This is a genomic window from Geodermatophilus sp. SYSU D00710 (assembly GCF_054050195.1).
The window spans coordinates 1-25,281 of sequence record NZ_JBJGYX010000030.1; the positions used below are offsets into that span (position 1 = coordinate 1).

Annotated in this window: 20 protein-coding genes; 5 read left to right on the forward strand and 15 right to left on the reverse strand. The window is 77.7% G+C overall.

The genetic code is table 11. The annotated features are described in order from the left end of the window. Positions 1-215: 215 nt before the first annotated feature. The 13 genes from pgeF to mraZ form a co-directional block, all read right to left on the reverse strand. Positions 216-920 (reverse strand): peptidoglycan editing factor PgeF, encoded by a 705-nt coding sequence (gene pgeF / locus ACI78U_RS14675; RefSeq protein WP_456876063.1) that lies wholly within the window; start codon positions 918-920, stop codon positions 216-218. Between the two features lie 86 nt (positions 921-1,006). Next, complete coding sequence (gene ftsZ, locus ACI78U_RS14680; protein ID WP_456876064.1) at positions 1,007-2,278, reverse strand: cell division protein FtsZ; 1,272 nt, start codon at positions 2,276-2,278, stop codon at positions 1,007-1,009. Between the two features lie 428 nt (positions 2,279-2,706). Beyond that, positions 2,707-3,501 carry a cell division protein FtsQ/DivIB gene (locus ACI78U_RS14685; RefSeq protein WP_456876065.1) on the reverse strand — a complete coding sequence of 265 codons (795 nt, stop codon included), beginning with the start codon at positions 3,499-3,501 and terminating at the stop codon, positions 2,707-2,709. Next, positions 3,498-4,949 carry a UDP-N-acetylmuramate--L-alanine ligase gene (gene murC / locus ACI78U_RS14690; RefSeq protein ID WP_456876066.1) on the reverse strand — a complete coding sequence of 484 codons (1,452 nt, stop codon included), beginning with the start codon at positions 4,947-4,949 and terminating at the stop codon, positions 3,498-3,500. Before murC ends, ACI78U_RS14685 begins: the two co-directional genes overlap by 4 nt. Continuing rightward, the gene (gene murG / locus ACI78U_RS14695; protein WP_456876068.1) at positions 4,939-6,051 is read right to left on the reverse strand and encodes an undecaprenyldiphospho-muramoylpentapeptide beta-N-acetylglucosaminyltransferase; all 1,113 of its coding nucleotides are present in this window, start codon (positions 6,049-6,051) and stop codon (positions 4,939-4,941) included. The genes murC and murG overlap by 11 nt, the downstream gene beginning before the upstream one ends. Next, on the reverse strand, positions 6,048-7,526 hold the full coding sequence (gene ftsW / locus ACI78U_RS14700) for a putative lipid II flippase FtsW (RefSeq protein ID WP_456876069.1): 1,479 nt from the start codon (positions 7,524-7,526) through the stop codon (positions 6,048-6,050). Before ftsW ends, murG begins: the two co-directional genes overlap by 4 nt. Positions 7,527-7,621: 95 nt before the next feature. Continuing rightward, on the reverse strand, positions 7,622-8,701 hold the full coding sequence (mraY, locus tag ACI78U_RS14705; protein WP_456876070.1) for a phospho-N-acetylmuramoyl-pentapeptide-transferase: 1,080 nt from the start codon (positions 8,699-8,701) through the stop codon (positions 7,622-7,624). Next, a complete protein-coding gene (locus tag ACI78U_RS14710; RefSeq protein WP_456876071.1) occupies positions 8,698-10,104 on the reverse strand; it encodes a UDP-N-acetylmuramoyl-tripeptide--D-alanyl-D-alanine ligase in 1,407 nt (468 codons plus the stop codon). Before ACI78U_RS14710 ends, mraY begins: the two co-directional genes overlap by 4 nt. Beyond that, on the reverse strand, positions 10,101-11,666 hold the full coding sequence (locus tag ACI78U_RS14715; RefSeq protein WP_456876072.1) for a UDP-N-acetylmuramoyl-L-alanyl-D-glutamate--2,6-diaminopimelate ligase: 1,566 nt from the start codon (positions 11,664-11,666) through the stop codon (positions 10,101-10,103). Before ACI78U_RS14715 ends, ACI78U_RS14710 begins: the two co-directional genes overlap by 4 nt. Before the next feature lie 105 nt (positions 11,667-11,771). Continuing rightward, on the reverse strand, positions 11,772-13,757 hold the full coding sequence (locus ACI78U_RS14720; RefSeq protein ID WP_456876073.1) for a peptidoglycan D,D-transpeptidase FtsI family protein: 1,986 nt from the start codon (positions 13,755-13,757) through the stop codon (positions 11,772-11,774). A gap of 2 nt (positions 13,758-13,759) precedes the next feature. Next, entirely contained in the window at positions 13,760-14,395 is a 636-nt protein-coding gene (locus ACI78U_RS14725; RefSeq protein ID WP_456876074.1) for a hypothetical protein, read from the reverse strand. Then, on the reverse strand, positions 14,392-15,369 hold the full coding sequence (rsmH, locus tag ACI78U_RS14730) for a 16S rRNA (cytosine(1402)-N(4))-methyltransferase RsmH (protein WP_456876075.1): 978 nt from the start codon (positions 15,367-15,369) through the stop codon (positions 14,392-14,394). Before rsmH ends, ACI78U_RS14725 begins: the two co-directional genes overlap by 4 nt. Positions 15,370-15,858: 489 nt before the next feature. Then, positions 15,859-16,293 (reverse strand): division/cell wall cluster transcriptional repressor MraZ, encoded by a 435-nt coding sequence (gene mraZ, locus ACI78U_RS14735; RefSeq protein ID WP_456876076.1) that lies wholly within the window; start codon positions 16,291-16,293, stop codon positions 15,859-15,861. Positions 16,294-16,641: 348 nt separating this feature from the next. On the opposite strand from mraZ, the gene ACI78U_RS14740 reads away from it, so the two are divergent. The 3 genes from ACI78U_RS14740 to ACI78U_RS14750 are packed head-to-tail and all read left to right on the forward strand — an operon-like array spanning position 16,642 to position 21,470. After that, a complete protein-coding gene (locus tag ACI78U_RS14740) occupies positions 16,642-17,625 on the forward strand; it encodes an AAA family ATPase (RefSeq protein ID WP_456876077.1) in 984 nt (327 codons plus the stop codon). A 3-nt stretch (positions 17,626-17,628) separates the two neighbouring features. Next, complete coding sequence (locus ACI78U_RS14745; RefSeq protein ID WP_456876078.1) at positions 17,629-19,020, forward strand: DUF58 domain-containing protein; 1,392 nt, start codon at positions 17,629-17,631, stop codon at positions 19,018-19,020. After that, entirely contained in the window at positions 19,017-21,470 is a 2,454-nt protein-coding gene (locus ACI78U_RS14750) for a transglutaminase TgpA family protein (RefSeq protein WP_456876079.1), read from the forward strand. The genes ACI78U_RS14745 and ACI78U_RS14750 overlap by 4 nt, the downstream gene beginning before the upstream one ends. Positions 21,471-21,615: 145 nt before the next feature. On the opposite strand, the gene ACI78U_RS14755 is transcribed toward ACI78U_RS14750, so the two are convergent. Together ACI78U_RS14755 and dinB are read right to left on the reverse strand one after the other, a co-directional pair. Further along, the gene (locus ACI78U_RS14755) at positions 21,616-22,017 is read right to left on the reverse strand and encodes a DUF3040 domain-containing protein (protein ID WP_456876080.1); all 402 of its coding nucleotides are present in this window, start codon (positions 22,015-22,017) and stop codon (positions 21,616-21,618) included. 129 nt (positions 22,018-22,146) lie between these two features. Continuing rightward, on the reverse strand, positions 22,147-23,358 hold the full coding sequence (gene dinB / locus ACI78U_RS14760) for a DNA polymerase IV (protein WP_456876081.1): 1,212 nt from the start codon (positions 23,356-23,358) through the stop codon (positions 22,147-22,149). A gap of 217 nt (positions 23,359-23,575) precedes the next feature. Between dinB and ACI78U_RS14765 the strand changes: the two genes are divergently transcribed. After that, a complete protein-coding gene (locus ACI78U_RS14765) occupies positions 23,576-23,875 on the forward strand; it encodes a BatC protein (protein WP_456876082.1) in 300 nt (99 codons plus the stop codon). Between the two features lie 239 nt (positions 23,876-24,114). Continuing rightward, on the forward strand, positions 24,115-25,272 hold the full coding sequence (locus ACI78U_RS14770; RefSeq protein ID WP_456876083.1) for a cupin domain-containing protein: 1,158 nt from the start codon (positions 24,115-24,117) through the stop codon (positions 25,270-25,272). The last annotated feature ends 9 nt before the right edge of the window (positions 25,273-25,281 follow it).

Sequence of the window (25,281 nt, forward strand, 5' to 3'; positions counted from 1 at the left end):
CGGCCAGGGCCGCGTCGAGCTCCAGCATCGCCGCGGGGGGGGGCCCCCGCGCGCGCCCCCCCCCCCCCCCCCCCGCCCCCCCCCCCCCCCCCCCCCCCCCCGCGGCGATGCGGTCGCGGACGGCCCGCAGGCGGTCGGCCGGGGACGTCATGCTCCGATCGTCCCCGATGGCGACCGTGCACTCCCGCGGATGTGCACGCAGGCGGTGGGTCGGCTCACCCGAGCCAGGTCACGCCGGCCTGGCGGCCGGTGACGCCGTCGCGGCGGTGGCTGTAGAGCCGCCGGTCCTCGACGGTGCACCGCGGGTCGTGGACCACCTGCGCCAGGCCCGCCCGGGTCATCAGCTCGGCCAGCCCGGCCCGCAGGTCCAGGCCGGGCGTGCCCTTCCGCGTGCGCACGGCGGCCGCCGGGGCGACGCGGGCCACCTCGGCCTGCATCGCGCGCGGCACCTCGTAGCAGGAGCCGCAGACCGCCGGGCCGAGGAGCGCGGTGGTGTCGGCGGGGCGGCTGCCCAGCCGGGCCATGGCGGCCAGCGTCGCGGGGACCACGCCCTGCCGCACGCCCTCGCGGCCGGCGTGGACGGCGGCGACCACGCCGGCGACGGGGTCGGCGAGCAGCACGGGCACGCAGTCGGCGACGAGCACGCACAGCACGAGGCCGGGGGTGCGGGTGACCAGGGCGTCGGTGGCCGGCAGCGGTGCCTCGGCCGGGCCCTCGACGACGGCGACGCCGGTGCCGTGCACCTGGTCCATCCAGACCAGCCGGTCACCGGCCACCCCGAGCTCGCGCGCGAGGCGCTCGCGGTTGGCGGCGACGTCGGCGGGGTCGTCGCCGACGTGGGCCCCCAGGTCGAACGTGTCGTAGGGCGGACGCGAGCGGCCGCCCCTCCGGTCGGTGACCACCCGTCGGGGGCGCACCACCGGAGAGGCGGCCGACCTGCTGGAACGGCCCCCCTGCAGGGGCCCGCGGCGAGCCTGCGAGCCGTGGGGGGCAGGGGGGTCCTCCGTCACTGGCGGAGGAACTCCGGGATGTCGAGCTCCTCCTCGAAGTCCTCGTTGCCGAGGGGGCGGCGGCCGGCGGCACCGGCGGCGCCGTTGGTCACCGGCGGCAGCGGCGGGACGGTGATCCCCCCGCCGGGCGGCGTCGGGCGGGCCGCCGGGGCGGGCGCGACCGGAGCGGGCGGCACGGCGCCCACCAGCCGCTCCCCCGTCGCCCGCGGCAGGCCCGCGGACGGCGCCGGGGCCACCGGCGGCGAGGGCAGGCGGCCCGGGGCGGTCGTGGGCCCGGCGGCGGGCACGGCGGCGACCGCGGCGTCCTTGCGCGACGACGGGCGGCCGCCGTCGAAGCCCGCGGCGATGACGGTCACGCGCACCTCGTCGCCGAGGGCGTCGTCGATGACCGCACCGAAGATGATGTTGGCGTCGGCGTGGGCCGCGTCGGACACCAGCGAGGCGGCCTCGTTGATCTCGAACAGGCCCAGGTCCGACCCGCCGGAGATCGACAGCAGCACGCCGTGGGCGCCCTCCATCGAGGCCTCCAGCAGCGGGCTGGCGATCGCCTGCTCGGCGGCGAGCAGCGCGCGGTTGTCGCCGCGGGCGCTGCCGATGCCCATGAGCGCGGAGCCCGCACCGGACATGACCGACTTGACGTCGGCGAAGTCGAGGTTGATCAGGCCCGGGGTGGTGATCAGGTCGGTGATGCCCTGGACACCGGAGAGCAGCACCTGGTCGGCGGTGCGGAAGGCGTCCATGACGCTGACGTTGCGGTCACCGAGCTGCAGCAGCCGGTCGTTGGGGATCACGATGAGCGTGTCGCACTCGTTGCGCAGCTCCTCGATGCCCGACTCGGCCTGCACGGCGCGCCGCTTGCCCTCGAAGGAGAACGGGCGGGTGACCACGCCGATGGTCAGCGCGCCGAGCTTGCGGGCGATCGAGGCCACGACCGGCGCGCCGCCGGTACCGGTGCCACCGCCCTCGCCGGCGGTCACGAAGACCATGTCGGCGCCCTTGAGCACCTCCTCGATCTCCTCGCGGTGGTCCTCGGCTGCCTGTCGGCCGACGTCGGGCTGGGCGCCGGCGCCGAGGCCGCGGGTGAGCTCCCGGCCGACGTCGAGCTTGACGTCGGCGTCGCTCATCAACAGCGCCTGGGCGTCGGTGTTGATGGCGATGAACTCCACCCCCTTCAGACCGACCTCGATCATCCGGTTGACCGCGTTCACACCGCCGCCGCCGATGCCGACGACCTTGATGACCGCGAGGTAGTTGTGCGGAGGTGTCATGTGGGGCTCCCGACCTCGACCCTCATCCTCAAGTACAGACTTAGTGTTATGTCAACTGGGTCGACGCGACGAAGTTAGGTGGGCTCCATCCGGCGCTACAAGCACCCTCCTCGGACCGGCGTGTCGCGATACTCCGATCCCACGGATCTCCGGCGACCCAGTGGTCACATCTGCACCACCGTCGGTGACGACCCGCGGCGCCGATCCCTCAGGTGGGGGTCGAGACCAGCGGCGAGCGACACACGCGGACGGATCGGGGCCGGACGTCGTGTCGGGCGTGTCGCGGAGGCGGGCGTGTCGGCGGCGCGCCGGTCGATCAGCGGTCCGCACCCGGGCACGCACGCAGCGCGAAGGTGAGGTGCTGGAACGGCCCTCCTGCAGGGTCCCGCCCCGAGCGGAGCGAGGGGTGGGGGCAGGAGGGCCCTTGCTCAGCGGAGGACGACGGCGTCCGGCGCGCTGACGTCGATGGTCGTGGCCGGCTCGAGTGCGCCGGCGGCGATCTGGTCCAGCAGCGCCACCAGCGTGGCGGCCCGCCGGTCGTCGTCGGCGCCGTCGCCCGCACCGCCCCACACGACGGTGGTGCCGTCGGTGAGCGTGAGCGTGACGTCCTCGCCGGAACCGGCCGCCGCGGCGGCGACCCGGTCGCGCACCTCGGCGGGCAGCGAGACGAGCGCGTCGAGCGCGGCCCGGGTGGCGACGTCGTCGGGACCGGGAGCGGCGACGTCGAGGGGCACCACGCCGGCCGGGGCCTCGCCGGTGACCGTGTCGAACAGCACCCCGGAGGCGTCGACCAGCGACCGCGTGCCGGCCTGCTCGACGACGGCGACCGGCCGCCGCTCGGCCACGGTCACGACGACGCTGCCCGGCCAGCCGCGGGCGACCTGGACCGAGGCGACCTGCGGCAGGCGGGCGACCCGGGCCTCGGCGGCGTCGACGTCGACCCGCAGCAGCGGCGTCCCCTCGGCCACGCCGGCGGCGGTGCGGACCTGCTCGGCGGTCAGCGTGGTGGCCCCGTCCACGCGGACGTCGCGCACCGCCAGCAGCGGGCTGGCCCACACCGCCCACCAGGCGCCCGCCAGCACGAGCAGCGCCACGGCGCCGCCGACCAGGCGCCGCCGGCGCCGGTCGCGGGGGGTGTCCCGCCGGTGCCGGCGGGCGGGCCGGGCGACCTCGACCGGCGCCCCGCGCTCGCGGTCGGCCGTGGTCAGGCCCGCGCGGCTCACCGGACGGCGTCCCCACCGGGCTCGGCGCCACCCGGGCCGGACAACGCGGCGAGCACCTCCGGTCCGACCATCGAGACGTTGCCGGCGCCCATCGTGATGACCAGGTCGCCGGGCCGGGCCCGCGCGGCCAGCGCCGGGGCGGCCGCCGACCACGAGGGCTCGAAGTGCACCCGCTCGGGCGGCAGCGGGACGGCGTCGGCGACCATCGCGCCGGTGACACCGGGCACGGGGTCCTCGCGGGCGCCGTAGACGTCCATGACCACGACCTCGTCGGCCAGCCCGAGCGCCTCGCCGAACGCCGTCGCGAACTCGCGGGTACGGCTGTAGAGGTGCGGCTGGAACGCCACGACCACCCGGCCCTCCCCCGCCACCGCCCGGGCGGCGCGCAGCTGCGCGGTGACCTCGGTCGGGTGGTGGGCGTAGTCGTCGTAGACCCGCACCCCGGCGGCGACGCCCTTGAGCTCGAAGCGGCGGTGCACCCCGCCGAAGCGCTCCAGCCCGGCGATCAGCCCCTCGGCGGGCAGGCCCAGCTCCAGGCCGGCCAGCAGGGCGGCGGCGCTGTTGCGGGCCATGTGATCGCCGGGGACCCGGATGCGCACGCGGCCGAGCACGGCGCCGTCGAGGACCGCGGTCCAGGCGGTGGTGTCCGGGCCGACGTCGAGGTCGACCAGGCGCAGGTCGGCGTCCGCGGCGGTCCCGTAGGTGCGCATCCGGGCGGGGGTGGGGACGCCGCGCAGCCGGGCCGAGCCGGGGTCGTCGGCGCACACGACGACGAAGCCGCCGGGGGCCACGGTGGCGAGGAACCGGTCGAACGCGGCCTCGACCGCGGCCAGGTCGCCGTAGTTGTCCAGGTGGTCGGCCTCGACGTTGGTGACGACCGCCCCGTACGGCGCGAGCAGCAGGAACGAGCGGTCGCTCTCGTCGGCCTCGGCGACGAACACGTCGCCCGCGCCGGCGTGCGCGTTGCTGCCCGACTCGTTGAGCGTGCCGCCGATGGCGAAGGAGGCGTCCACGCCGCAGGCCTGCACGGCCACGGTGAGCATCGAGGTGGTCGAGGTCTTGCCGTGCGTGCCGGCGACGGCGACGCTGCGCCGCCCGGCCATCACCGCGGCGAGCGCGACGGCACGGGGCAGCACGGTCAGCCCGCGGGCCCGGGCGGCGGCCAGCTCGGGGTTGTCCTCGCGGATGGCGGAGGAGACGACGACCGAGTCGGCGTCCCCGAGGTGGGCGGCGTCGTGGCCGGTCTCCACCCGCGCACCCAGGGCCCGCAGCGCCATCACCGTCGGGCTGTCCCTGCGGTCGCTGCCGGAGACCGGCACCCCGCGGGCGAGCAGGATCCGCGCGATGCCGCTCATCCCGGCGCCGCCGATGCCGACGAAGTGCACCGCGCCGAGCTGCTCGAGCGTGGGGACGGGCCCGGTCCAGGCCGCGGTCGCGTCAGCGGTCACCGGCCGCCACCTCCAGCACGATGTCGGCCAGCCGGTCGTCGGCGTCGGGCACCCCGGCCGCGGCGGCGTGGGCGGCGTACCCGGCGAGCGCGGCCGGGTCGGTGAGCAGCGGCACCAGCGTCGCCTCGATCCACGCCGGCGAGAGGTCGGCGTCGTCGACGAGCAGGCCGCCGCCGGCCTCGACCACGGGCAGGGCGTTGCGGCGCTGCTCGCCGTTGCCGATGGGCAGCGGCACGAACGCCGCCGGCAGCCCGACCGCCGACAGCTCGGCGACGGTGACCGCGCCCGAGCGGCACAGCGCGAGGTCGGCGGCGGCGTAGGCGAGGTCCATCCGCTCGAGGTAGTCGACGACGACGTAGGGCGCCGACCCGGCCGGGCGCGGCGGCACCGTGACGTCGGTGTTCTTCGGGCCGCGGGCGTGCAGCACCTGGACCCCGGCGGCGGTGAGCGCGTCGGCCGCAGCGACCGCGGCCCGGTTGAGCGAGGCCGCGCCCTGCGACCCGCCGAAGACCAGCAGCGTCGGGCGGTCGGCGTCGAGACCGAACTCGGCGCGGGCCGCGGGCCGGGTGGCGGCGCGGTCGAGCGTGGTGATGGCCGAGCGCAGCGGCATGCCGACGTGCTCGCCGCGGTGCAGCGGGGTGCCCGGCACGGTGACCGCCACCCGGGCGGCGACCCGGGCGCCGATCCGGTTGGCCAGGCCCGGCAGCGCGTTCTGCTCGTGCACGACGACCGGCACGCCGGCGCGTTTCGCGGCCAGGTAGGCCGGCAGCGCCACGTACCCGCCGAACCCGACGACGACGTCGGCGGCGAGCTCGCCGAGCAGCGCGCGGGTGTCGGCGACCGCGCGGCGGACCCGGCCGGGCACGCGCAGCAGGTCCGGCGTGGGCTTGCGCGGCAGCGGCACCGGCGGGATGAGCCGCAGGTCGTAGCCGCGGGCGGGCACCAGCCGGGTCTCCATGCCGCGGGCGGTGCCCAGGCAGGTGATCCGCAGGGCGGGGTCGCGCCGCCGCAGCGCGTCGGCGAGGGCGAGCATCGGCTCGATGTGGCCGCCGGTGCCGCCGCCGGCCAGGACGACGCTGCCGGGGCCGGTCGGGCCGGTCACCGGGACCGTCCCGGGCGGTCGTCGGCGGGCCGGGCGGGCACGCGGTCGCGGTCCGGGCGCCGGGCTGCCGGCGGGGGCACCCGGCGCTCGGCCCGGCGGTCGGCACCGCGGTCGGTGACGGGCCGCCGGACGGGGTGGGCCTCCACCGGCCGGCGGGCCGCCGGACGGGCGGCGGCCGGCTCGGGTCGGGACCGCCGCGGGCGGACCGGGTCGACGGCGAGCGCCGGCACCGGCAGCAGCCAGCGGGCCAGCCGGCCGCGGTCGCGGCTGCGGGCGTACTCGATGGCGTCGGGCTCGGATCGGGCGAAGCGGATGAGGATCCCCACGATGAAGAGGGTGAGCACCAGCGAGGTGCCACCGGCGGAGACCAGCGGCAGGGTGACCCCGGTGACCGGGAGGACGCCCACCACGTAGCCCATGTTCATGGCCGCCTGGCCGACCAGCCAGACGGTGATCGCCACGCTGGCCAGCGACACGAAGCGGTCGGTGGTGCGGCGGGCGATGCGGAAGCCGGCGTAGGCCAGCACGGCGTAGAGGGTGACCACGACCAGGCAGCCGAGGAAGCCGAGCTCCTCGCCGATGATCGCGAAGATGTAGTCCGACTCGGCCTCGGGCAGCAGGTTCCACTTCATGGCGCTGTTGCCCAGGCCCACGCCCCACAGTCCGCCGTTGGCCAGCGCGTAGAAGCCGCGGATGGCCTGGAAGCCGGAGTCGGTGGGGTCGTCGAAGGGGTGCAGGAACGAGGTGACCCGCTCCATGCGGTACGGCGAGGTGCTGACCATGAGCCAGGCCAGCGTGGCGGCGCTGGCGATGCCGATCCCCCACAGCCGTCCCGGCAGGCCGCCGGCCCACAGCAGCCCGGCGACGACCAGCAGCAGGCTGACCACCGCGCCGAAGTCCGGCTCGAGCATGAGCAGGCCGGCCATGAGCACGAAGACCGGCAGCAGCGGCACCAGCAGGGTCCGGACCGTCAGGTGGCGGCCGCGCAGGGCCAGCACGTGCGCGCCCCACAGCGCGACGACGAGCTTGGACAGCTCCGAGGGCTGGAAGTCGGTGAACCCGAGGCTGATCCAGGCCCGCGAGCCGTTGTACTCGACTCCGATCCCCGGCACGAGCACGGCGACCAGCAGCACGACGACCACGACCAGCGCGACCGGCGACCAGCGGCGGACCAGGCCCGCGGGCAGCCGCACCGCGATGCCCAGCGCGACCAGGCCGAGCGCCGCGAACACGAGCTGGTCGACGCCGGGGCGCCAGGCCGGCTGGTCGTCGAGGGCCGCCTCGATCGCGGAGGCGGAGAACACCATGACCAGCCCGATGGCCAGCAGCAGACCGGCCGCGCCGATGACCAGGTGGCAGCTGGTCATCGGCCCGTCGAGCCAGGCCGGGCCGCGCAGCCGGCGCCGGGGAGGCGCCGCCGGGGAGGTCCGGCGGGCCGTGCGGCGGGCGCGGGTGGACTCGCTGCGGCCGTCCATCCGGACATCGTCGCCGAGTCGCGCGTGCGGTCCCGGCAGGGACGCCGCGTGTCGCGACGGGCGGGCGGCCGGCCGCCGGGTGCGTGAGGGCGCGCTCACAGCCCGGTCAGGGCGAGCCAGTCGGCGTAGAACAGGCCCAGCCCGAAGGCCACGGCCATCCCGGTCACCAGCCAGAACCGCACGATGACGGTGTTCTCCGCCCACCCGGCGAGCTCGAAGTGGTGGTGCAGCGGGGCCATCCGGAACACCCGCCGGCGGGTGGCGCGGAAGAAGGCCACCTGGATGACCACCGACAGCGTCACCGCCACGAACAGGCCGCCGAGGACGATGAGCAGCAGCTCGGTGCGGGTGACGATGGCGATGCCGGACATCAGCCCGCCGAGGGCCAGCGAGCCGGTGTCGCCCATGAAGATCCGCGCCGGGCTGGTGTTCCACCACAGGAAGCCCAGGCACGCGCCCAGCGCGGCGGCCGCCACCAGCGTGACGTCGAGCGGGTCGCGCACCTGGTAGCAGCCGTCGACCGCGGCCGTGGCGCAGTCGTGGGTGAACTGCCAGAAGCTCATCACCACGTAGGCGCCGAACACCATCGCCGAGCAGCCGGCGGCCAGCCCGTCGAGGCCGTCGGTGAGGTTGACGGCGTTGGAGAACCCGGCGATGAACAGGTAGGCCAGCACGACGAAGCCGATGGCGCTGACGAACAGCGGCTCGATGTCGCGGACGTAGGAGACGAACTCCGAGGCCGGCGTCACCCCGGCCTCGTCGGGGAAGTTGAGCGCCAGGATGGCGAAGGTCAGCCCGACGACCAGCTGCCCGACCAGCTTCGCCGTCTTGTTCAGGCCCAGGCTGCGGCGGTACCGGATCTTGAGGTAGTCGTCGAGGAACCCGACGGTGCCCAGCCCCACCATGAGGAACAGCAGCAGCAGGCCGGTGGCGGTGACGCCGCGGCCGGGCTGGCCGATGAGGAAGAGGTGGGCGATGAGGTAGCCCGCGACGGTGGCCCCGACGATGACGGTGCCGCCCATGGTGGGCGTGCCCTTCTTCGACAGGTGCGACTCGGGGCCGTCGTCGCGGATCTCCTGACCGAAGCCGCGGCGCCGGAAGGCCCGGACGGCCAGCGGCGTGGCGAGGATGGAGATGAACAGCCCGAACGCCGCGGCGATGAGGACGGACTTCACGCGCCTGCCCCGGCGGTGAGCAGGCCCTCGGCCAGGACCTCCAGCCCGTTCGACCGGCTGGCCTTCACCAGCACGACGTCACCGGGCACGAGTACCTCCGAGAGCAGGTCGAGTGCGGCCGCCCGGTCGGGCACGGAGACCACGTTCGTCCCGGAGCCCTCCCCGTGGCGGGCACCGGCGGCCGTGGCACCCGCCACCATCCCTACCGCATCGGGTCCGACGGCGACGAGCAGGTCGACCCCCGCGGCGACCGCGTCGCGGCCCAGGCGCTCGTGCTCGGCCGTGGCGTCCGGGCCCAGCTCGGCCATCCCGCCGAGGACGGCGACCCGCCGGGTGGCCGGGAGCCCGGCGAGGGCGGCCAGCGCCGCGCGCATCGACTCGGGGTTGGCGTTGTAGGCGTCGTTGACCACGGTCACGCCGTCGTCCCGGCGGGTGACCTCCATCCGCCACCGGCTGCGAGGCTGCGCGTCGGACAGGGCGGCGGCGACGGCGGCCGGGGTCATCCCGGCGGCCAGCGCGGCGGCGGCCGCCGACAGCGCGTTGGCGACCTGGTGCTCGCCGACGACCTGCAGCGCCACCGGGTGCTGCTCGCCGCCGGCGACGAGGGTGAAGCGGGCGCGGGCGGCGTCGTCGAGGGTGACACCGGTGGCGCGGACGTCGGCGTCCGCGGACCGCCCGGTGGTGACCACCCGGGCGCGGGTGCGCGGCGCCATCCCGAGCACGCGGGGGTCGTCGGCGTTGAGGACGGCGGTGCCGGTGGCCGGCAGCGCCTCGACCAGCTCGCCCTTGGCCACCGCGATCGCGTCAGCGGAGCCGAACTCGCCCAGGTGCGCCGAGCCGACGTTGAGCACGACGCCGACGTCGGGGCGGGCCACCGCGCAGAGGCGGGCGATGTGGCCCACGCCGCGGGCGCCCATCTCGAGCACCAGGAAGCGGGTGGTCGCGTCGGCCGACAGCACGGTGAGCGGCAGGCCGATGTCGTTGTTGTAGGAGCCGGGCGGGCTGACGGTGGGCCCGGCGGCGGCGAGCACCTGGCCGAGCAGGTCCTTGGTGGAGGTCTTGCCCGAGGACCCGGTGATGCCGACGGTCAGCAGGCCGGCCGCGGCGAGCCGGGTGTGCACCAGTGCGGCGAGCCGGCCGAGCGCGGCCACGGTGTCGTCGACGACCAGGGCCGGCAGCGGGCCGCCGGGACGGGTGGTCAGCGCCGCGACGGCGCCGGCGGCCGCGGCGGCGTCGAGGAAGTCGTGCCCGTCGACGCGCTCGCCGGCCACCGCGACGAACAGGTCACCGGCCGAGACGGCGCGGGAGTCCAGCGTGACGCCGGTGACCGCGACGTCCCCGGCGCCGGGCGGCACGGACGCGCCGACGGCCTGCGCGACCTCGGCGAGGGAGAGGGTGATCACCGGGAGGCCGCCCCGGCGGGGGCCGACGCCTGCGGGTGCAGGGCGGCGATCGCCTCGCGCAGCACGGCCCGGTCGTCGAAGGGCGTCACGGTGCCCGCGACCTCCTGTCCCGGCTCGTGCCCCTTGCCGGCCACCAGCACCGTGTCGCCGGGGCGGGCCAGCGCGACGGCGCGGGCGATGGCCGCCCGGCGGTCGCCGACCTCCTCGACGGCGGCGCGGCGGTCGGCCGGCACCCCGGCCAGCACCGCGGCGCGGATGGCGGCCGGGTCCTCCGAGCGCGGGTTGTCGTCGGTGACGACGACGAGGTCGCTGCCCAGCGCCGCCGCCGCGCCCATCGCCGGGCGCTTGCCCTGGTCGCGGTCGCCGCCACAGCCGATCACGGTGACCAGCCTGCCCCGCGTCGAGGCCCGCAGCGCGGCGAGCGCGGTGGTCACGGCGTCGGGGGTGTGCGCGTAGTCGACGACGGCGGTGAACGGCTGGCCGGCGTCGACGGGCTCCATGCGGCCGGGGACGACGGTGGCGGCGATGCCCTCGAGCGCCTGCGCCACCGGCACGCCGACCGCGTCGAGCAGCGCGACCGCGAGGACGGCGTTGGTGACGTTGAACCGGCCGGGCAGCCGCACGCTGGCGGGCCAGCTGCCGCCGGGGCCGGTCACGGTGAAGGTGGAGCCGCCGTCGGGGGCGGGCGCGACGTCGGTGGCGGTCCAGTGCGCGGCCGCGCCGTCGGCGGAGACGGTGACCGCGCGCTCGCCGAGCATCCCGGCCAGCCGGCGGCCGTGCTCGTCGTCGACGACGACCACCTCGGTGGCCGCGCGGCCGTCGAAGAGCAGCGCCTTGGCCTGGAAGTAGTCCTCGAGGTCGCGGTGGAAGTCGAGGTGGTCCTGGCTGAGGTTGGTGAACCCGGCGGCGGCGAAGGGCACCCCGCCGACCCGGCCCTGCACCAGCGCGTGGCTGGAGACCTCCATGACGACGGCGTCGACGCCGGACTCGGCCATGGTCGCCAGCAGCGCGTGCAGCACCGGGGCCTCGGGCGTGGTGCGGACGCTGGGGAAGGTGGTCTCGGCGCCGTCGCGGCCGCGGGTGCGCGACTGCACGGTGCCGATCAGCCCGGTGCCGCGGCCCGCGGCGGCCAGGCCCGCCTCGACCAGGTAGCTCGTCGTCGTCTTGCCGTTGGTGCCGGTGATGCCGATGACCGGCAGCCGGCGGGCGGGCTCGCCGTAGACACGGGCGGCGACCGCGCCGAGCCGGCCGCGGGGGTCCTCGACCACGCACACCGGCAGGCCGGTGGCGGCCGCCTGCTCGCCGCCGGCGGGGTCGGTGAGGACGGCGACCGCGCCCCGCGCCGCGGCGTCGGCGGCGTAGCGCGCGCCGTGGGTGCGCGCCCCGGGGAGGGCGGCGTACAGGTCGCCGGGGAGCACCTCGGTCGAGGCGAGGGTGACGCCGCGGACCGGGGTGGCGGGGTCGCCCTGCACGGGGTCACCGACGAGGTCGGCGAGGGCGCTGAGGGCGAGCGGGCGGGTCCCCGCGGGCCGGGGCACCGACCCGGGTCCGGTCGGGCTCACGTCGGGCCAATCTACCGGCGCCCCGTTCCTCCCCCGCGCACCCGCGGCCCCTCGGCGGTGCGGCCCTCCCCGTGCACTTTCGCGGAAGTGCACGGACGGAGCCGCTCAATCCCCGGCGGGACCGCCCGTTGCCGCCTCGGGGAGGTCCTCGCGGGTCAGCGCGAAGTCCGGGCGGGGCGTGTCGGAGGGCACCACCCCGGCGGAGGTGAGGACGTGCCGCATGACGTCGGCGAACACCGGCGCGGCGACCTGGCCGCCCTCGGCCGAGCTGGTGGGCCGCTCGAGGTCGACGGCGACGACGTACTGCGGGTCGTCGGCCGGGGCGAACCCGACGAAGGTCGTCACGTAGCCGCCGCCGTCGTAGCAGTTGCACTCGGGGTTGGGGCGCTGCGCGGTGCCGGTCTTGCCGGCCACCCGGTAGCCCTCGACCTGCGCGAGCGGCGCGGTGCCGCCGGGACCGACGACCGCCTCGAGCATGTGCGCGAGGTCGTCCGAGGTGGCCTCACTGACCACCCGGGTGGGCTCGGGCGCGTCCGGCGTGCCCGTCGTCCCGTCCGGGGCGGTGACCGAGGAGACCACCCGCGGGGCCACGCGGACGCCGTCGTTGGCGATGGCCTGGTAGATCGACGCCATCTGCAGGGTGGTGACCGACACGCCCTGGCCGATGGCGATGTTGGCCGCGCGGCTCTCCTCCCACTCGGCGGCGTCCTGCAGGATCCCGGAGCTCTCGCCGGGCAGCTCCACCCCGGTCTGCTCCCCCACGCCGAAGGCGCGCAGGTACCGCTCGAGCGTCTCGTCGCCCACCTCGCGGGCCAGCATGATCGTGCCGACGTTGCTGGACTTGGCGAGGATCCCGGTCACCGTCCAGTCGATCGGCTCGTGGTCGTGGGCGTCGGTGACCACGGCGTCGCCGGCCTGGATGTGCCCGTCGACGGTCAGCACCTCGTCCGGGGTGGCCACCCCCTCCTCGAGCGCGGCGGCCAGGGTCACCGCCTTCATGACCGAGCCGGGCTCGAACACGCCGCTGACGATCGGGTTGCCGAGCAGCTCGGGGTCGGTGCGGCCGGCCTGCGCGGGGTCGTAGCCGGGGCAGGAGCCCATCGCCACCACCTCGCCGGTCTGCACGTCGAGCACGACGGCCGAGGCGCGGGTGGTGGCGCCGTCGGCGCAGGCCTGGCCGAGCCGCTGCTCCACGACGTACTGCACGTCCTGGTCGACGGTGAGCTCGACGGTGCTGCCGTCGGTGGCCGGCGTCGACTCGTCGATGCCGGCGGGGATGGGGTTGCCGCCGCTGCCGACCTCGACGCGGCGGCGGCCGTCGGTGCCGGCGAGGGCGTCCTCGAAGCGCAGCTCGACGCCGCCGAGGCCGGTGCCGTCGCGGCCGATGAAGCCGACCACCTGCCCGCCGACGGCACCGGCCGGGTAGAGCCGCACCGGGTCGTCCTCGAAGAAGACCCCGGGCAGGTCGAGCTCCTCGATCGCCTCCACGGTCTCCGGCGGCACCTGCCGGGCGAGGCTGACGTAGCGGCCCTCGGCGGAGAGCCGCTCGGTCAGCTCGTCGACCGGGACGTCGAGGAGCGCGGTCAGCGCCAGCGCGGTGCGCTCGGGGTCCTCGACGACGGTGGGGTCGGCGGTGACGCGGGAGGCGTCGACGGTGTAGGCGAACGGGTGGCCGTCGCGGTCGACGATCGCGCCGCGCAGCGCCGAGATCGGGACGTCGGCGAGCCGGTCCTGCTCGGCGCGGTAGGCGAGGTCGGCGCTGTCGACGCCCTGGAGCAGCACCAGCCGGCCGGTGACCAGCAGCAGCGGGACGACGACGAGCACCAGCCCCCACCGCAGCCGGGCCGGGCGCGGGGTCAGGGTGCGGCCGCTGTGCCGGCGGCCCTGCGGACGGCGCGGGACGAAGGCGCCCGCGCGGGTCGCTCCCCCGCCGCGGGGACCGCCGCGCCAGGCACCGGCACCCGAGCGGGCGGTCGCGGCGCGGTCGGCGCCGGTGCGCGGCACGGCGCCCCGGCCCGGAGGCACGCGCTCGCGGCGGGCGTCGCCGGGGAGGCCGCGGGGCCGCTCGCGCGGGGTGTCCCGGGGGCCCACGGTCAGCCCCCGTCCCCGGCCGGCGGGGCGGCGCCCGGTGCGGGTTCGGGGGTACCGCGCAGCGTGGCGGTGCCGTCGGGACCGACCACCAGGTAGGCCGCGGCGCCGGCGGGGACCAGCCCGGCCGCCGCGGCGGCCGCGGCGAGCTGCGCGGGCGCGCCGCCGGCGATCACCTGCTTCTCCAGGTCCTGGACCTCCTCGGCCTTCTCGGCGTTGGCGGCGCGCAGCTCGGTGGCCTTGAGCGAGTTGACCGCGATGGCGGTGTTGAGGACCAGCAGGCCGATCGTGGTGGCCACCAGGAGCAGCAGGACGAGCAGCACGAACGGCGCCCGGCGGGTGCCGGCGCCGGGAGCGCGGGCCCGGCCGGTCCCGCCGGGGACCAGCCGCAGCTCCGGCACCGGCGCCACACGGGGTGCCGGGCCGGTGGCCCGGGCGCGCGCGGGCCGGGCCGGCACGCCGCGCGCCGGCCGCGGGGGCAGCGTGCGGACCGGCCGCGAGGGCAGGGCGCGCAGCGGCCGGGACGGGACGGCGTGCGGTGCGGGGATCGCCGCGGACCCGGTCGTCGCCGTCGAGGGCTTCCCCGGCGCGGCGGGGGTCCGGGCGGCGCCGTCGCGGGGCGCGCGGGCGGCGGCGCTCATGCGGCCCTCCGGATGCGCTCGGCGGCGCGGACGCGGGCCGAGGCCGCCCGCGGGTTGGCCGCGAGCTCCTCCTCGGAGGCAGTCTCCCCGCCGCGGGTGAGCAGCCGCAGCACGGGGCCGTACTCGGGCAGCCGCATCGGCAGGTCGGGCGGCGTCCGGTCGGTCGCCCCGGCGGCGAGGACCTGCTTGACGATGCGGTCCTCCAGCGAGTGGAACGTGATGACGGCCAGCCGGCCGCCGACCGCCAGCGCGTCGAGCGCGGCCGGCAGCGCCCGCTCGAGGACGCCGAGCTCGTCGTTGACCTCGATCCGCAGCGCCTGGAAGGTCCGCTTGGCGGGGTGGCCGCCGGTGCGCCGGGTGGCGGCGGGGATAGCGTCGCGCACCAGGTGCGCCAGCCGCTCGGTGCCGGTGAACGGCTCGCGGGCGCGCTCGCGGACGATCGCCCCGGCGATGCGGGAGGCGAAGCGCTCCTCGCCGTAGACCCGCAGCACCCGGGTGAGCTCGGCGGCCGAGTAGGTGTTGACGACGTCGGCGGCCGACCGCGGGGCGGCGGGGTCCATGCGCATGTCCAGCGGGCCGTCGGCGGCGTAGCTGAAACCGCGGTCGGCCCGGTCGAGCTGCAGCGAGGAGACGCCGAGGTCGAACAGGACCGCCTGCACCTCGGGCAGGCCGAGCCGGTCGAGGACGTCGGGCAGCTCGTCGAAGACCGCGGGCACCACGGTGGCCCGGTCGGCCACCCCGGCGTCGGTGAGCCGGCGGGTCGCCTCGGCGCGGGCGTCGGGGTCGCGGTCGAGACCGACCAGGCGCAGCCCGGGGTGGGCGCGCAGCAGGGCGGTGGAGTGCCCGGCCAGGCCGAGGGTGGCGTCGACGAGGACGGCGCCCTCGCGGCTGCACGCGGGGCCCAGCAGGTCGGTGACGCGGTCGAGGAGGACGGGCACGTGCACCGCGGGCCGGGTGGGCTCGGGCGTGCTCATCGTCGGTCTCCTCGGGTCGGGCTCCCGCGCGGGACGGCGTCCCCGTCGGCGTGCACCTCGCCGGCGGGCGCCGGTCCGGTGCGCCCATGGTGGCGCGGGCAGCCGGTCGGCTGGGGGAGCTCGGCGGCGTGCCGTGGGACGGACGGGACGGGAGTGACGCCGCGCGGCGGGGTGCGGGCAGGCCGGAGGCCACCCGGGCGGGGGACGCGCCGGGTGGGGCGGTATGGGGATCGTGGGACGGGATGGGGAGGGGGTGGGGACCCCCACCCCCCGCGGGGCCGCCTGGCGCCGGGGAAGTGCGTCAGGAGGCGCCCGCGGGGGGCGGGGGCCGCCGATGCCGGTCACCGGCGGGGCCGGTGGCGTGGGGACGCCGGGATCCGCGCGGGGACCGAGCCGCGGGGAAGGCGGTTCGGGCCGGACCCGGTCGAGCCGCGGGGAAGTCGGCTCGCGGTCGGGCGCGCGGCGGCCGGGGCGACCGGCTGGACGGGGTCAGGACAGCGTGGGCATCCCCTCGCTCTCCATGGCGGCGAACGCCGCCTCCTGCTCGGCCTCGTAGGCGTCCCACGTGGCCTGGTCCCAGATCTCGAAGCGGGTGTCGACCCCGACCACGACGACGTCGCGGTCCAGGCCGGCGTACTGGCGCAGGCCCGCCGGGATGGTGATGCGGCCGGCCTTGTCCGGCTCGACCTCGACCATCGAGCCGAAGCTCAGGCGGGCCCGCATGCGGGCCTCGGCGGTGTCGGCGGGCGCCATGGCGGCGGCGGCGCGGCTCTGCTCGGCGACCCGGGCCATGGTCAGGCCGTAGATGCAGCGCTCCTGGCCCTTCTTGATCACCATGCCGTCGGCCACCTGGTCACGGAAGCGCACCGGGAGAGCGAGCCGGCCCTTCTCGTCGAGCCGCAACGAGTAGCTGCCGACGAACACCGGATCACCTCCCCCATGCGCCCTCCTCGCGTCCACCGCGGACCCGGGACGGGCCCTGGCTCCCCACCGCGCCACACACTAACCCACTACGCCCCACCGAACACCACTCGACACCATGTCGTGACCGGTTCTCCCCACCGCTCCCCGTGCAGGTCAGCGCCGGGTCGGCGCGGTGCCCGGCCGGGAGGGAGCCGGGGTGGGGCGCGGTGGGGCGCACGACCACCACGGGGGGCGCCGGGGACCCCGGCACGGCCGCTCCGGTGGGGGGCGCGGAGGAGGGCGAGAACCGACCCGGTGGGGCGCACGGACCCGCCTGCGGAACGGCGACGGGCACGTACCGTGGGCCGGGTGACCGACACCATGCGTGCGGCGGACGGGACGGCCGGGCTGCCGGTCGACGTCGCGGCGGAGGGCGCACGGATCTCGGCCAACGTCTCGCGCGTCGTGCAGGGCAAGCCCGACGTCGTCCGCCTGGCGCTGGTCGTGCTCCTCGCCGAGGGCCACCTGCTCGTCGAGGACGTGCCCGGGACCGGCAAGACGACCCTGGCCAAGGCCCTCGCCGCCTCGATCGACGCCAGCGTGCGCCGCATCCAGTTCACGCCCGACCTGCTGCCCAGCGACGTCACCGGGGTGTCGATCTACGACCAGGAGACCCGGGCCTTCGAGTTCCGGCCGGGCGCGGTGTTCGCCAACGTCGTGGTCGCCGACGAGATCAACCGGGCCTCGCCCAAGACGCAGTCGGCGCTGCTGGAGTGCATGGAGGAGCGGCAGGTCACCGTCGACGGCGTCAGCTACGAGCTGGCCCGGCCCTTCCTGGTGATGGCCACGCAGAACCCGGTGGAGATGGAGGGCACCTATCCCCTCCCCGAGGCGCAGCGCGACCGGTTCACCGCGCGGGTGTCGATGGGCTACCCCGACCGCGAGTCCGAGGTCGCCATGCTCGACGACCGCGGCACCGGCGACCCGCTGACCACCCTCGGGCCGGTGGCCGACGCCGCCACGGTCCGCGCCCTCGTCGCCGCCGTCGGCACGCTGCACGTCTCCGACGCCCTCCGCCGCTACGTCGTCGCGCTGGTGGAGGCCACCCGCCGCTCCCCCGACCTGCGCCTGGGCGCCTCGCCCCGGGCCGGGCTGCAGCTGCTGCGCACCGCCCGGGCAGCCGCGGCGCTGGCCGGCCGCGACCACGTGCTGCCCGACGACGTCCAGGCGATGGCGCTGCCGGTGCTGGCCCACCGCCTGCTGCTGACCGCCGACGCCGCGGCCGCCCGGCGCAGCCCGGAGCAGATCGTGCGCGGGCTGCTGGGCACCGTGCCCGTCCCCCGCGGGCGCTGAGCCGTGGGCGGCCCGCTCCGCACGGCGCTGACGTCGCTCACCCTGCGCGGCCGCTGCCTGGTCGCGGCGGGCCTGACCCTGCTCGCGCTGGGCGCGCTGCTCGGTGAGCGGCCGCTGGTGCAGATCGCCGTCTTCCTGCTGGTACTGCCCCTGCTGTCGGCGTTCGCGGTGGCCCGCCAGCGCTTCCGGGTGGGCGTGCGCCGCACGGTGACCCCGGCGCGGGTCCCCCGCGGGGAGGGCGCCGACGTGCTGCTCGAGGTCACCAACGCCGACCGCCGCACCGGCCGGCTGTGGCTGCTGTCCGAGCAGCTGCCGGCCGAGCTCGGCCGGTCGCCCGGATACGTCGTCGAGCGGCTGCCCGGCGGCCGGTCGGTCGCGCTGCCCTACCGGGTGCACGGCGGACGCCGGGGCCGGTACCGCCTCGGCCCGCTGCAGCTGCGGCTGGTCGACCCCTTCGGGCTGGTGCAACGCACCACCAGCGGCAGCGACGGCGCGCCGCTGGTCGTCGTCCCCCGGGTGCGGCCGCTGGGCCCCGGCGGCCCGGCCGGCGGGCACGGCGGCGGCGGGGAGGGCGCCCGCCGGTCGATCGCGGTGCACGGCGAGGACGACGTCAGCACCCGCGCGTACCGGCACGGCGACGACCTGCGCAAGGTGCACTGGCGGGCGACCGCCCGCACCGGCGAGCTGATGGTGCGGATGGAGGAGCGGCCGTGGCGCGCGCAGGCCGCCCTGCTGCTCGACACGCGGGTGCACGCCCACCTGCTCGCCCGGGCCACCGCTCCGGGGGCGGCCGCGACGGGCGCCGTCCCCGGGCCGCCGGGTGACCCGGCTCCGCCCCCGGACAGCCTCGAGTGGCTGGTGGAGGCCGCCGCGAGCGTCGGCACCACGCTGTCCCGGCGGGGTGCGGTCCTCCGCGTGCTCACCGCCGAGGGCGAGCTGCGCCCGGCCGAGGGCTCGGGCGGGCTGGGCCCCAGCGAGCTGCTCGACCGGCTGGCCGTGCTGGCCCCGGCGCGCGGCTCGTCCCTGCGGCCGGCCGTGGAGCAGCTGCACCGGGTGGCCGGGGACGGCCCCGTCGTGGCGGTGCTCGGCGCCGTCGCCCCCGACGACGTCGCCGACCTGGTCGCCGCCCGCTCCGGGCCGCACCGCGACGCCGCGGTCCTGCTCGACGTGGCGAGCTGGGCCGACGCCGGCACGCGCGCCCGCCGGGCGCTGTCGGCCACCTCGCGGGCGCACCTGGCGGCACAGGTCGAGGAGTCCGCGGCGCTGCTGCGCGGCGCCGGCTGGCAGGTCGCCGTCGCCGGCGCCACCAGCCCGGTCGAGGCGGTGTGGGCCGAGCTGGCCGCGCAGCGCGGCACCGGACCGCGCCCCGGTGGGCCGCTGGCGGTGCCGGCATGACGACGCTCGCCCCGCCGCCGGCCCCCTCGGCCCCGCTGCCGCCACCCGGTCCCCCGATCGCGGCCGGCCGCCGGGCCCGCGTGCAGCCGGCTCCGGCGGGCCGGCACGAGGGCGGCACCACCCTGGCCACCGCGGTGGCGACCGCCCTGGGCACCTGCGCGCTGGCACCGGTCTTCACCCGCCCGGCGTGGCTTCCCCCGGCGCTGGCGGCCGTCACCGTCGTGGCGCTCACCGGGCTGGCGCTGCGCACGGCCGGGCCGGCGCTGTGGGCGTGGGCGTCGGGCGGGCGGCCGCTGCCCGCCCGCGCCGCGGCCGCCGGCGTGCCGCTTGTCCCGCTGGCCCAGCTCGCGGTGCTGACCTGCCTGATGACGGCGCTGTTCGCCCCCGACGACGCCATCGGGGGGTGGTTCCCCACGCCGGCCAGCCTCCGCGGGCTGGGCGACGTCCTCACGGTGGGGTCGGCCGAGCTGCGGGAGCAGTCGACGCCGGCGCTGCCGCTGACCGGGCTGCTCGCGCTGACCGTCCTGCTGGTCGGGATGGTCGCGGTCACCGTCGACCTCATCGCCGTCGGCGGGCGGCAGCCGGCGCTGGCGGGGCTGGGCCTGCTGGTCCTCTTCTGCGTGCCGGTCAGCACCGTCACCGGGGACGTCGGGCTGGTCGCGCTGGCCGCCCCGGCGGCCGGGCTGGCGCTGCTGCTGTGGTCCGACCAGTCGCGGCAGCTGACCACCCGCGCGCGCCGGGCCGGGAGCCGTTCCGGCCCCGGCGCGGCGGCGGCGGCCGGCACCGGGCTGGCCGCCCTGGTGGCGGCGCTCGTCGTCGGCAGCCTGGTGCCGACCCTCCCCGAGGGCCGGCTGGCGGCCGGGTTCGGGCCCGGCGGTACCGGCGACGGGTCGACCGGCACCGCCCTCGACGCCGCGGCGGCCCTGCAGGGCCAGCTCACCCTGCCCGAACCGATCGCCCTGCTGCGCGTCGACGCCTCGGTCCCCGACCCCGGCTACCTGCGGGTGGTGACCCTCGACGTCTACGACGTCGAGGAGGGCTGGACGATCGGCAACCTCGACGGCGAGGCGTCGGTGGCGCAGTCGGAGGACCTCGCGCCGCTGCCCGGCCGGCGCGAGGGGCGCCGGGTCGAGGCGACGGTCACCGCCGTCGGGCACGACGACCGGTTCCTGCCGGTGCTCACCTCTCCCCTGCGGGTGCAGATCGACGATCCCGACGCCTGGCGGTTCGACCCCGCCACGGGCACCGTCTTCGGCCGCGACGTCCGGACCACCACGGTGAGCTACCGGGTGGGCGCGGTGGAGCCCCGGCCCACCGAGGAGGAGCTGCTGGCCGCCGGCCCGCTGCGGGGCGGGAACCCGGTGCTGGAGCGCGGCACCGCGCTGCCGCCGCTGTCCCCGGAGGTCACCGACCTGGTGGCCGGGCTGACCGCGGGCGCGGCGACCCCGTACGAGGCGGTGCGCGCCATCCACGGGCACTTCTCCCGGGAGAACGGCTTCGTCTACAGCCTGTCGACCGCGCCGGGCACCAGCGGGGACGACCTCACCGACTTCCTCCGGCTCAAGCAGGGGTACTGCGAGCAGTACGCCGGGGCGATGGCGGCGATGGTCCGCGCCGCCGGCATCCCCGCCCGGGTGGCGCTCGGGTACACCCCCGGCCGGCTGCAGCCCGGCGGTGGCCGGCTGGTCACCAGCGACGACGCGCACGCCTGGGTGGAGGTCTACTTCGACGACCTCGGCTGGATCCCGTTCGACCCGACCCCGATCGACCGCGAGCGCGCCGTCGACCTGCCGTGGGCGCCGCGGCCGACCGACCAGGAGGTGCTGGAGCGGCCGACCGACGTCCCGACCGTCCCGACCGCCCCGCAGGGCGTCCCGGTACCGCGGGAGGACCGGGTCGACGGCGCCCCGCAGCCGGGCACCTCGGCCGCCACGCAGGCGTCGTCGTCGCGGCCGGTGCTGGTCGGCGCGGGGGTGCTGCTCGGGGTGGCCGCGCTGGTGGCCGCACCGGCCGGCGCGCGGGCGCTGCAGCGCCGCCGCCGGGTGGCCGACGGCGGGCCGGCGGCGCTGTGGGACGAGCTGGCCGCCACCGCCCGCGACCTCGGCCTGGTGTGGGACCCGGCGCAGACCCCGCGCCAGCAGGCCGCCACCCTGGCCCGCACCCTCGGGACCGGTGGGAGCGGCGCCCACCGGATGGGGACGCCGGGGGCGGCGGACGCGGTGGAGCGGCTGGCCCGCGCGGAGGAGACCGCCTGCTACGGCCGTCCCGGCAGCGCCGCCGGCGACCCCGACGCGGTGGCGGCGCTGCGGGTGGCCCGGCGCGGGCTGCTGGCGGCGGTCCCGGCGAGCACGCGGCTGCGGGCGCTGCTGTGGCCGGCCTCGCTGGCCGAGAGCCTCGGGAGCACCGCGCGGACGCTGCTCGGCCGGCTCCCCCGCCGCGCCGCCTCCTGACGGAGGACCCGTCGACCGAGCGTGTGCGCTGACGCGGCACGCCGGCGCCGGGGGTGCAGCGCCGGCGCACACCGTCGAACGGGCCCGGGAACGCCGACGGCCGCCGTCCCGGGTGGGACGGCGGCCGTCGGCGGCGCGGTGAGGGCTACTGGTCGTAGCGGCGGCGGAAGCGCTCCTCGAGGCGGTTCTTCAGCGGCTGGCGGCGGGCCCGCCCACCGCGGCCGCGGGCGGCGGTGCTCCCGCCGCGGGCACCGGCCGGGCCGGGCTCGACCGCGCCGGTGGCGCTGCGGTAGTTGAGCACGCCGAGCGCGGCGCCGCCGAACATCACCAGGAAGCCGAGGACGCCCAAGGGCACGGACGGGACGACCGCGCCACCCACGAGGACGGCCAGGCCCACGACCACCAGCAGCGCACCGAGTTGCAGCTTCCGCCGGGCCTTGAGCCTGCGGTCACCCGTGCGGACGGAGGAGGCGAACTTGGGATCGTCGTCGACGAGGGCGCGCTCGATCTGCTCCAGCAGTCGCTGCTCGTGCTCGGAGAGCGGCACCGAGACCTCCAGGTGGGCGGAGCCAATACCGCCGGTCTCTACCCGGCGGTGCCCACGAGGATACGAGTCGTTCGCGGGGTGCGAAAGGCGAGTCGGCGGCGACCCGCCGGTGATCACCGGCGACCACTCTCACGGGCGATCGCGCACCCGCCGGTCGCGGTCGCGGTGCAGCAGGGTGGCCGGCCGGACCGCCCCGGCGCCGAACCGGCGGGCGGCCCGGTCGGCGGCCAGTTCGGCGTCCCGGCGGCCGTGCTCGCGCTCGCCGAGCTCGAGCTGGCGGGGCGCCGAGCCCGCGGCCACCAGCCGCTCGGCCCGCACGCCGACCAGCCGCAGCCGCGCCCGGTCCAGGCCGAGGGCGTCGAAGAGGGCGCGGGCGGTCTCGTAGAGGTCCTGCCCGACGTCGGTGGGGACGTCGAGGGTGCGGCTGCGGGTGATCGTGGTGAAGTCGGCGAAGCGGACCTTGATCGTGACCGTGCGCGCCAGCCAGCCGCCCGCGCGCAGCCGGCCCGCCGTCCGCTCGGCCAGCCGCAGCAGCTCCCGGTGGACGACGGCGGGGTCGTCGACGTCGGTGGGGAAGGTCTCCTCGTGCCCGGTGGACCGCTCCGGCTCGTCGGGCACCACCCGGCGGGGGTCGCGCCCCCAGGACAGCTCGTGCAGGTGTGCGCCGGCCGCCGGGCCCACCGCCCGCTGCAGCGTGCGGACCGGCACGTGCGCGAGGTCGCCGACGGTGCGCAGCCCCAGCCGCAGCAGCACCTCCTCGGTCTTCGCGCCCACGCCCCACAGCGCACCGACCGGCAGCGGGTGCAGGAAGTCGATGACCTCGGCCGGGCGGACGACGAGCATCCCGTCGGGCTTGGCGCGGGTGGAGGCGAGCTTGGCCACGAACTTGGTGCCGGCCACGCCCACCGAGCAGGTGATGCCCTGCTCGTCGTAGACGCGGGCGCGCAGGTACTCGCCGATCTGCGCGGCGTCACCCAGCCGTCGGCCGGCGCCGGAGACGTCGAGGAACGCCTCGTCGAGGCTGAGCGGCTCGACCAGCGGGGTGACCGACCGGAACAGCGCCATGACCGACCGGGAGACCTCGGCGTAGAGGGCCACGTCCCCCGGCAGCACGGTGGCCGTCGGGCACAGCCGCAGCGCGCGGGCCGTGGGCATGGCGGCGTGCACGCCGTACGCGCGCGCCTCGTAGGTGGCCGAGGTGACCACCCCGCGGTTGCCGGAGCCGCCGACGATCACCGGGGTGCCCGCCAGCTCGGGGTGCCGGCGCACCTCGACGCTGGCGAAGAAGGCGTCCATGTCGACGTGCAGGACGGTGCACCCCATCGCCCGTCCCCCCGTCATGCCGCCTCCCTGGATCGAACACCTGTTCGCACCGACCCGGGGAGACTAACGGCCTCCGCGGGTCCGCGGCGCGTGGTCCGCGGTGCGTCCCGGCGTGTCCCGTCCCACCGCGAAGTGGCTGGTCGCCCGCATGTGTGACCGGCACCCCGGCGAGGTAGGTGGGACACGACCGACCGCCGTCCGGCGGCCGGCGCCGATCCGCACCCGGAGGAGCTCGATGGCGCTCGACGACGACGACATGACCAGCACGGAGGGTCCGGCCGACAGCGGAGCCGGCGAGGGCACGCCCGGCCAGCACGACGGCGGCGCCGACGGCGGCGCGGACAGCGGTGCCGGCCACGGCCCGGCCGACGGCGGTGCGGTGGGCGGTGGCTCGGACGGTGGCGCCGACGGCGGTGCCGACGGCGGTGCCGACGGGGGCGCCGGCCACGGCCCGGCCGACGGCGGCGCGGTGGGCGGCGGCTCGGACGGGGGCGCCGACGGCGGTGCCGACGGCGGCGCGGACGGTTCGGCCTGAGCCAGGACCCGGCCGTCGCGGGGCCGGGCGGGGCTGACCCCCGCCCGGCCCTGCGCCGGTGCACGCACCTCGACCCCGCGGTCTTCGCCGAGCGGCACTGGTCGCGCCGCCCGCTGCTGGCCCGCGCCGAGGACACCGGGGAGTCCTTCGCCGACCTGCTGACGCTGGCCGACGTCGACGAGCTGCTCTCCCGCCGCGGGCTGCGCACGCCGTTCCTGCGCATCGCCAAGGACGGCGCCGTGGTCGACGCCGGGCGCTTCACCACCTCCGGCGGCGCCGGCGCCGAGGTGGCCGACCAGGTCTCCTCCGACGCCGTCCTGCGGCTGTTCGCCGACGGCAGCACGGTGGTCCTGCAGGGCCTGCACCGGCTCTGGCCGCCGCTGATCGAGTTCGCCGACCAGCTGGCCGCCGACCTGGGGCACCCGACGCAGGTCAACGCGTACGTCACGCCGCCGTCCTCGCGCGGCTTCTCCCCGCACTACGACGTGCACGACGTCTTCGTGCTGCAGGTGGCCGGCGAGAAGCACTGGACGATCCACGAGCCGGTGCTCCCCGAGCCGCTGCGCAGCCAGCCCTGGACCGACCGCGCGGCCGCCGTGGCCGCGGCCGCGGAGCGCGAGCCGGTCATCGACGCGGTGCTGCGCCCCGGCGACGCGCTCTACCTGCCCCGCGGCTACCTGCACTCGGCGGTGGCGCTCGGCCAGACCAGCGCCCACCTGACCGTCGGCGTCCACTCGGTCACCCGCTGGTCGGCCGTGGAGTCGACGCTGGACCTGGTGCGGGTGCTGGCCGCCGAGGACCGCGAGCTGCGCCGCGCGCTGCCCCTGGGCGTGGACCTCGCCGACCCGGCGACCCTGCGCGACGACGTCGCCGCCGTCGTCGGCGCGCTGCAGGACTGGCTGGGCCGGGTCGACCCCGACCGGGTGGCCGACCGGGTGCGCAGCCGCGCCTGGGCCCAGGTGCGCCCGGAGCCGGTCGCGCCGCTGGCCCAGGCGACCGCCGCCGCGGCCCTCACGCCCGACACCGTGCTGCGGGTGCGCCGCCGGCTGCGGGTCGCGCTGCGCCCGGCCGCCGACGGCGACCGCGTCACCCTGATCGGCGGCCGGCGGTCCCACGAGTTCCCCGCCGCCACCCGCGAGGCGCTGGCCGGGCTGCTCGCCGCCGGGGAGCTCAAGGTCGCCGACCTGGCCGGCCTGGACCCCGCCGACCGGCTGACCCTGGCCCGGCGGCTGGTGACCGAGTCGATCGCGGTGGTGGCCGACGCACAAGTCGACGGTGGGATGGACGGGGTGCCGGCCACCGCGCCCGAGCCCGGCCCGGCCGGACCGGGTGCCCCCGCCCCGGACGCCGGCGGGGACGATGGGGAGCGTGCCGACGCCCTCGGGACCGGCTCGTGAGCCCGCAGC

Coding starts and splice junctions, on each gene's coding strand:
- ACI78U_RS14750 (WP_456876079.1), top strand. CDS start 19,017: ATGACGACGCTCGCCCCGCCGCCGGCCCCCTCGGCCCCGCTGCCGCCA.
- ftsZ (WP_456876064.1), bottom strand. CDS start 2,278: ATGACACCTCCGCACAACTACCTCGCGGTCATCAAGGTCGTCGGCATC.
- ACI78U_RS14765 (WP_456876082.1), top strand. CDS start 23,576: ATGGCGCTCGACGACGACGACATGACCAGCACGGAGGGTCCGGCCGAC.
- ftsW (WP_456876069.1), bottom strand. CDS start 7,526: ATGGACGGCCGCAGCGAGTCCACCCGCGCCCGCCGCACGGCCCGCCGG.
- rsmH (WP_456876075.1), bottom strand. CDS start 15,369: ATGAGCACGCCCGAGCCCACCCGGCCCGCGGTGCACGTGCCCGTCCTC.
- dinB (WP_456876081.1), bottom strand. CDS start 23,358: ATGACGGGGGGACGGGCGATGGGGTGCACCGTCCTGCACGTCGACATG.
- ACI78U_RS14725 (WP_456876074.1), bottom strand. CDS start 14,395: ATGAGCGCCGCCGCCCGCGCGCCCCGCGACGGCGCCGCCCGGACCCCC.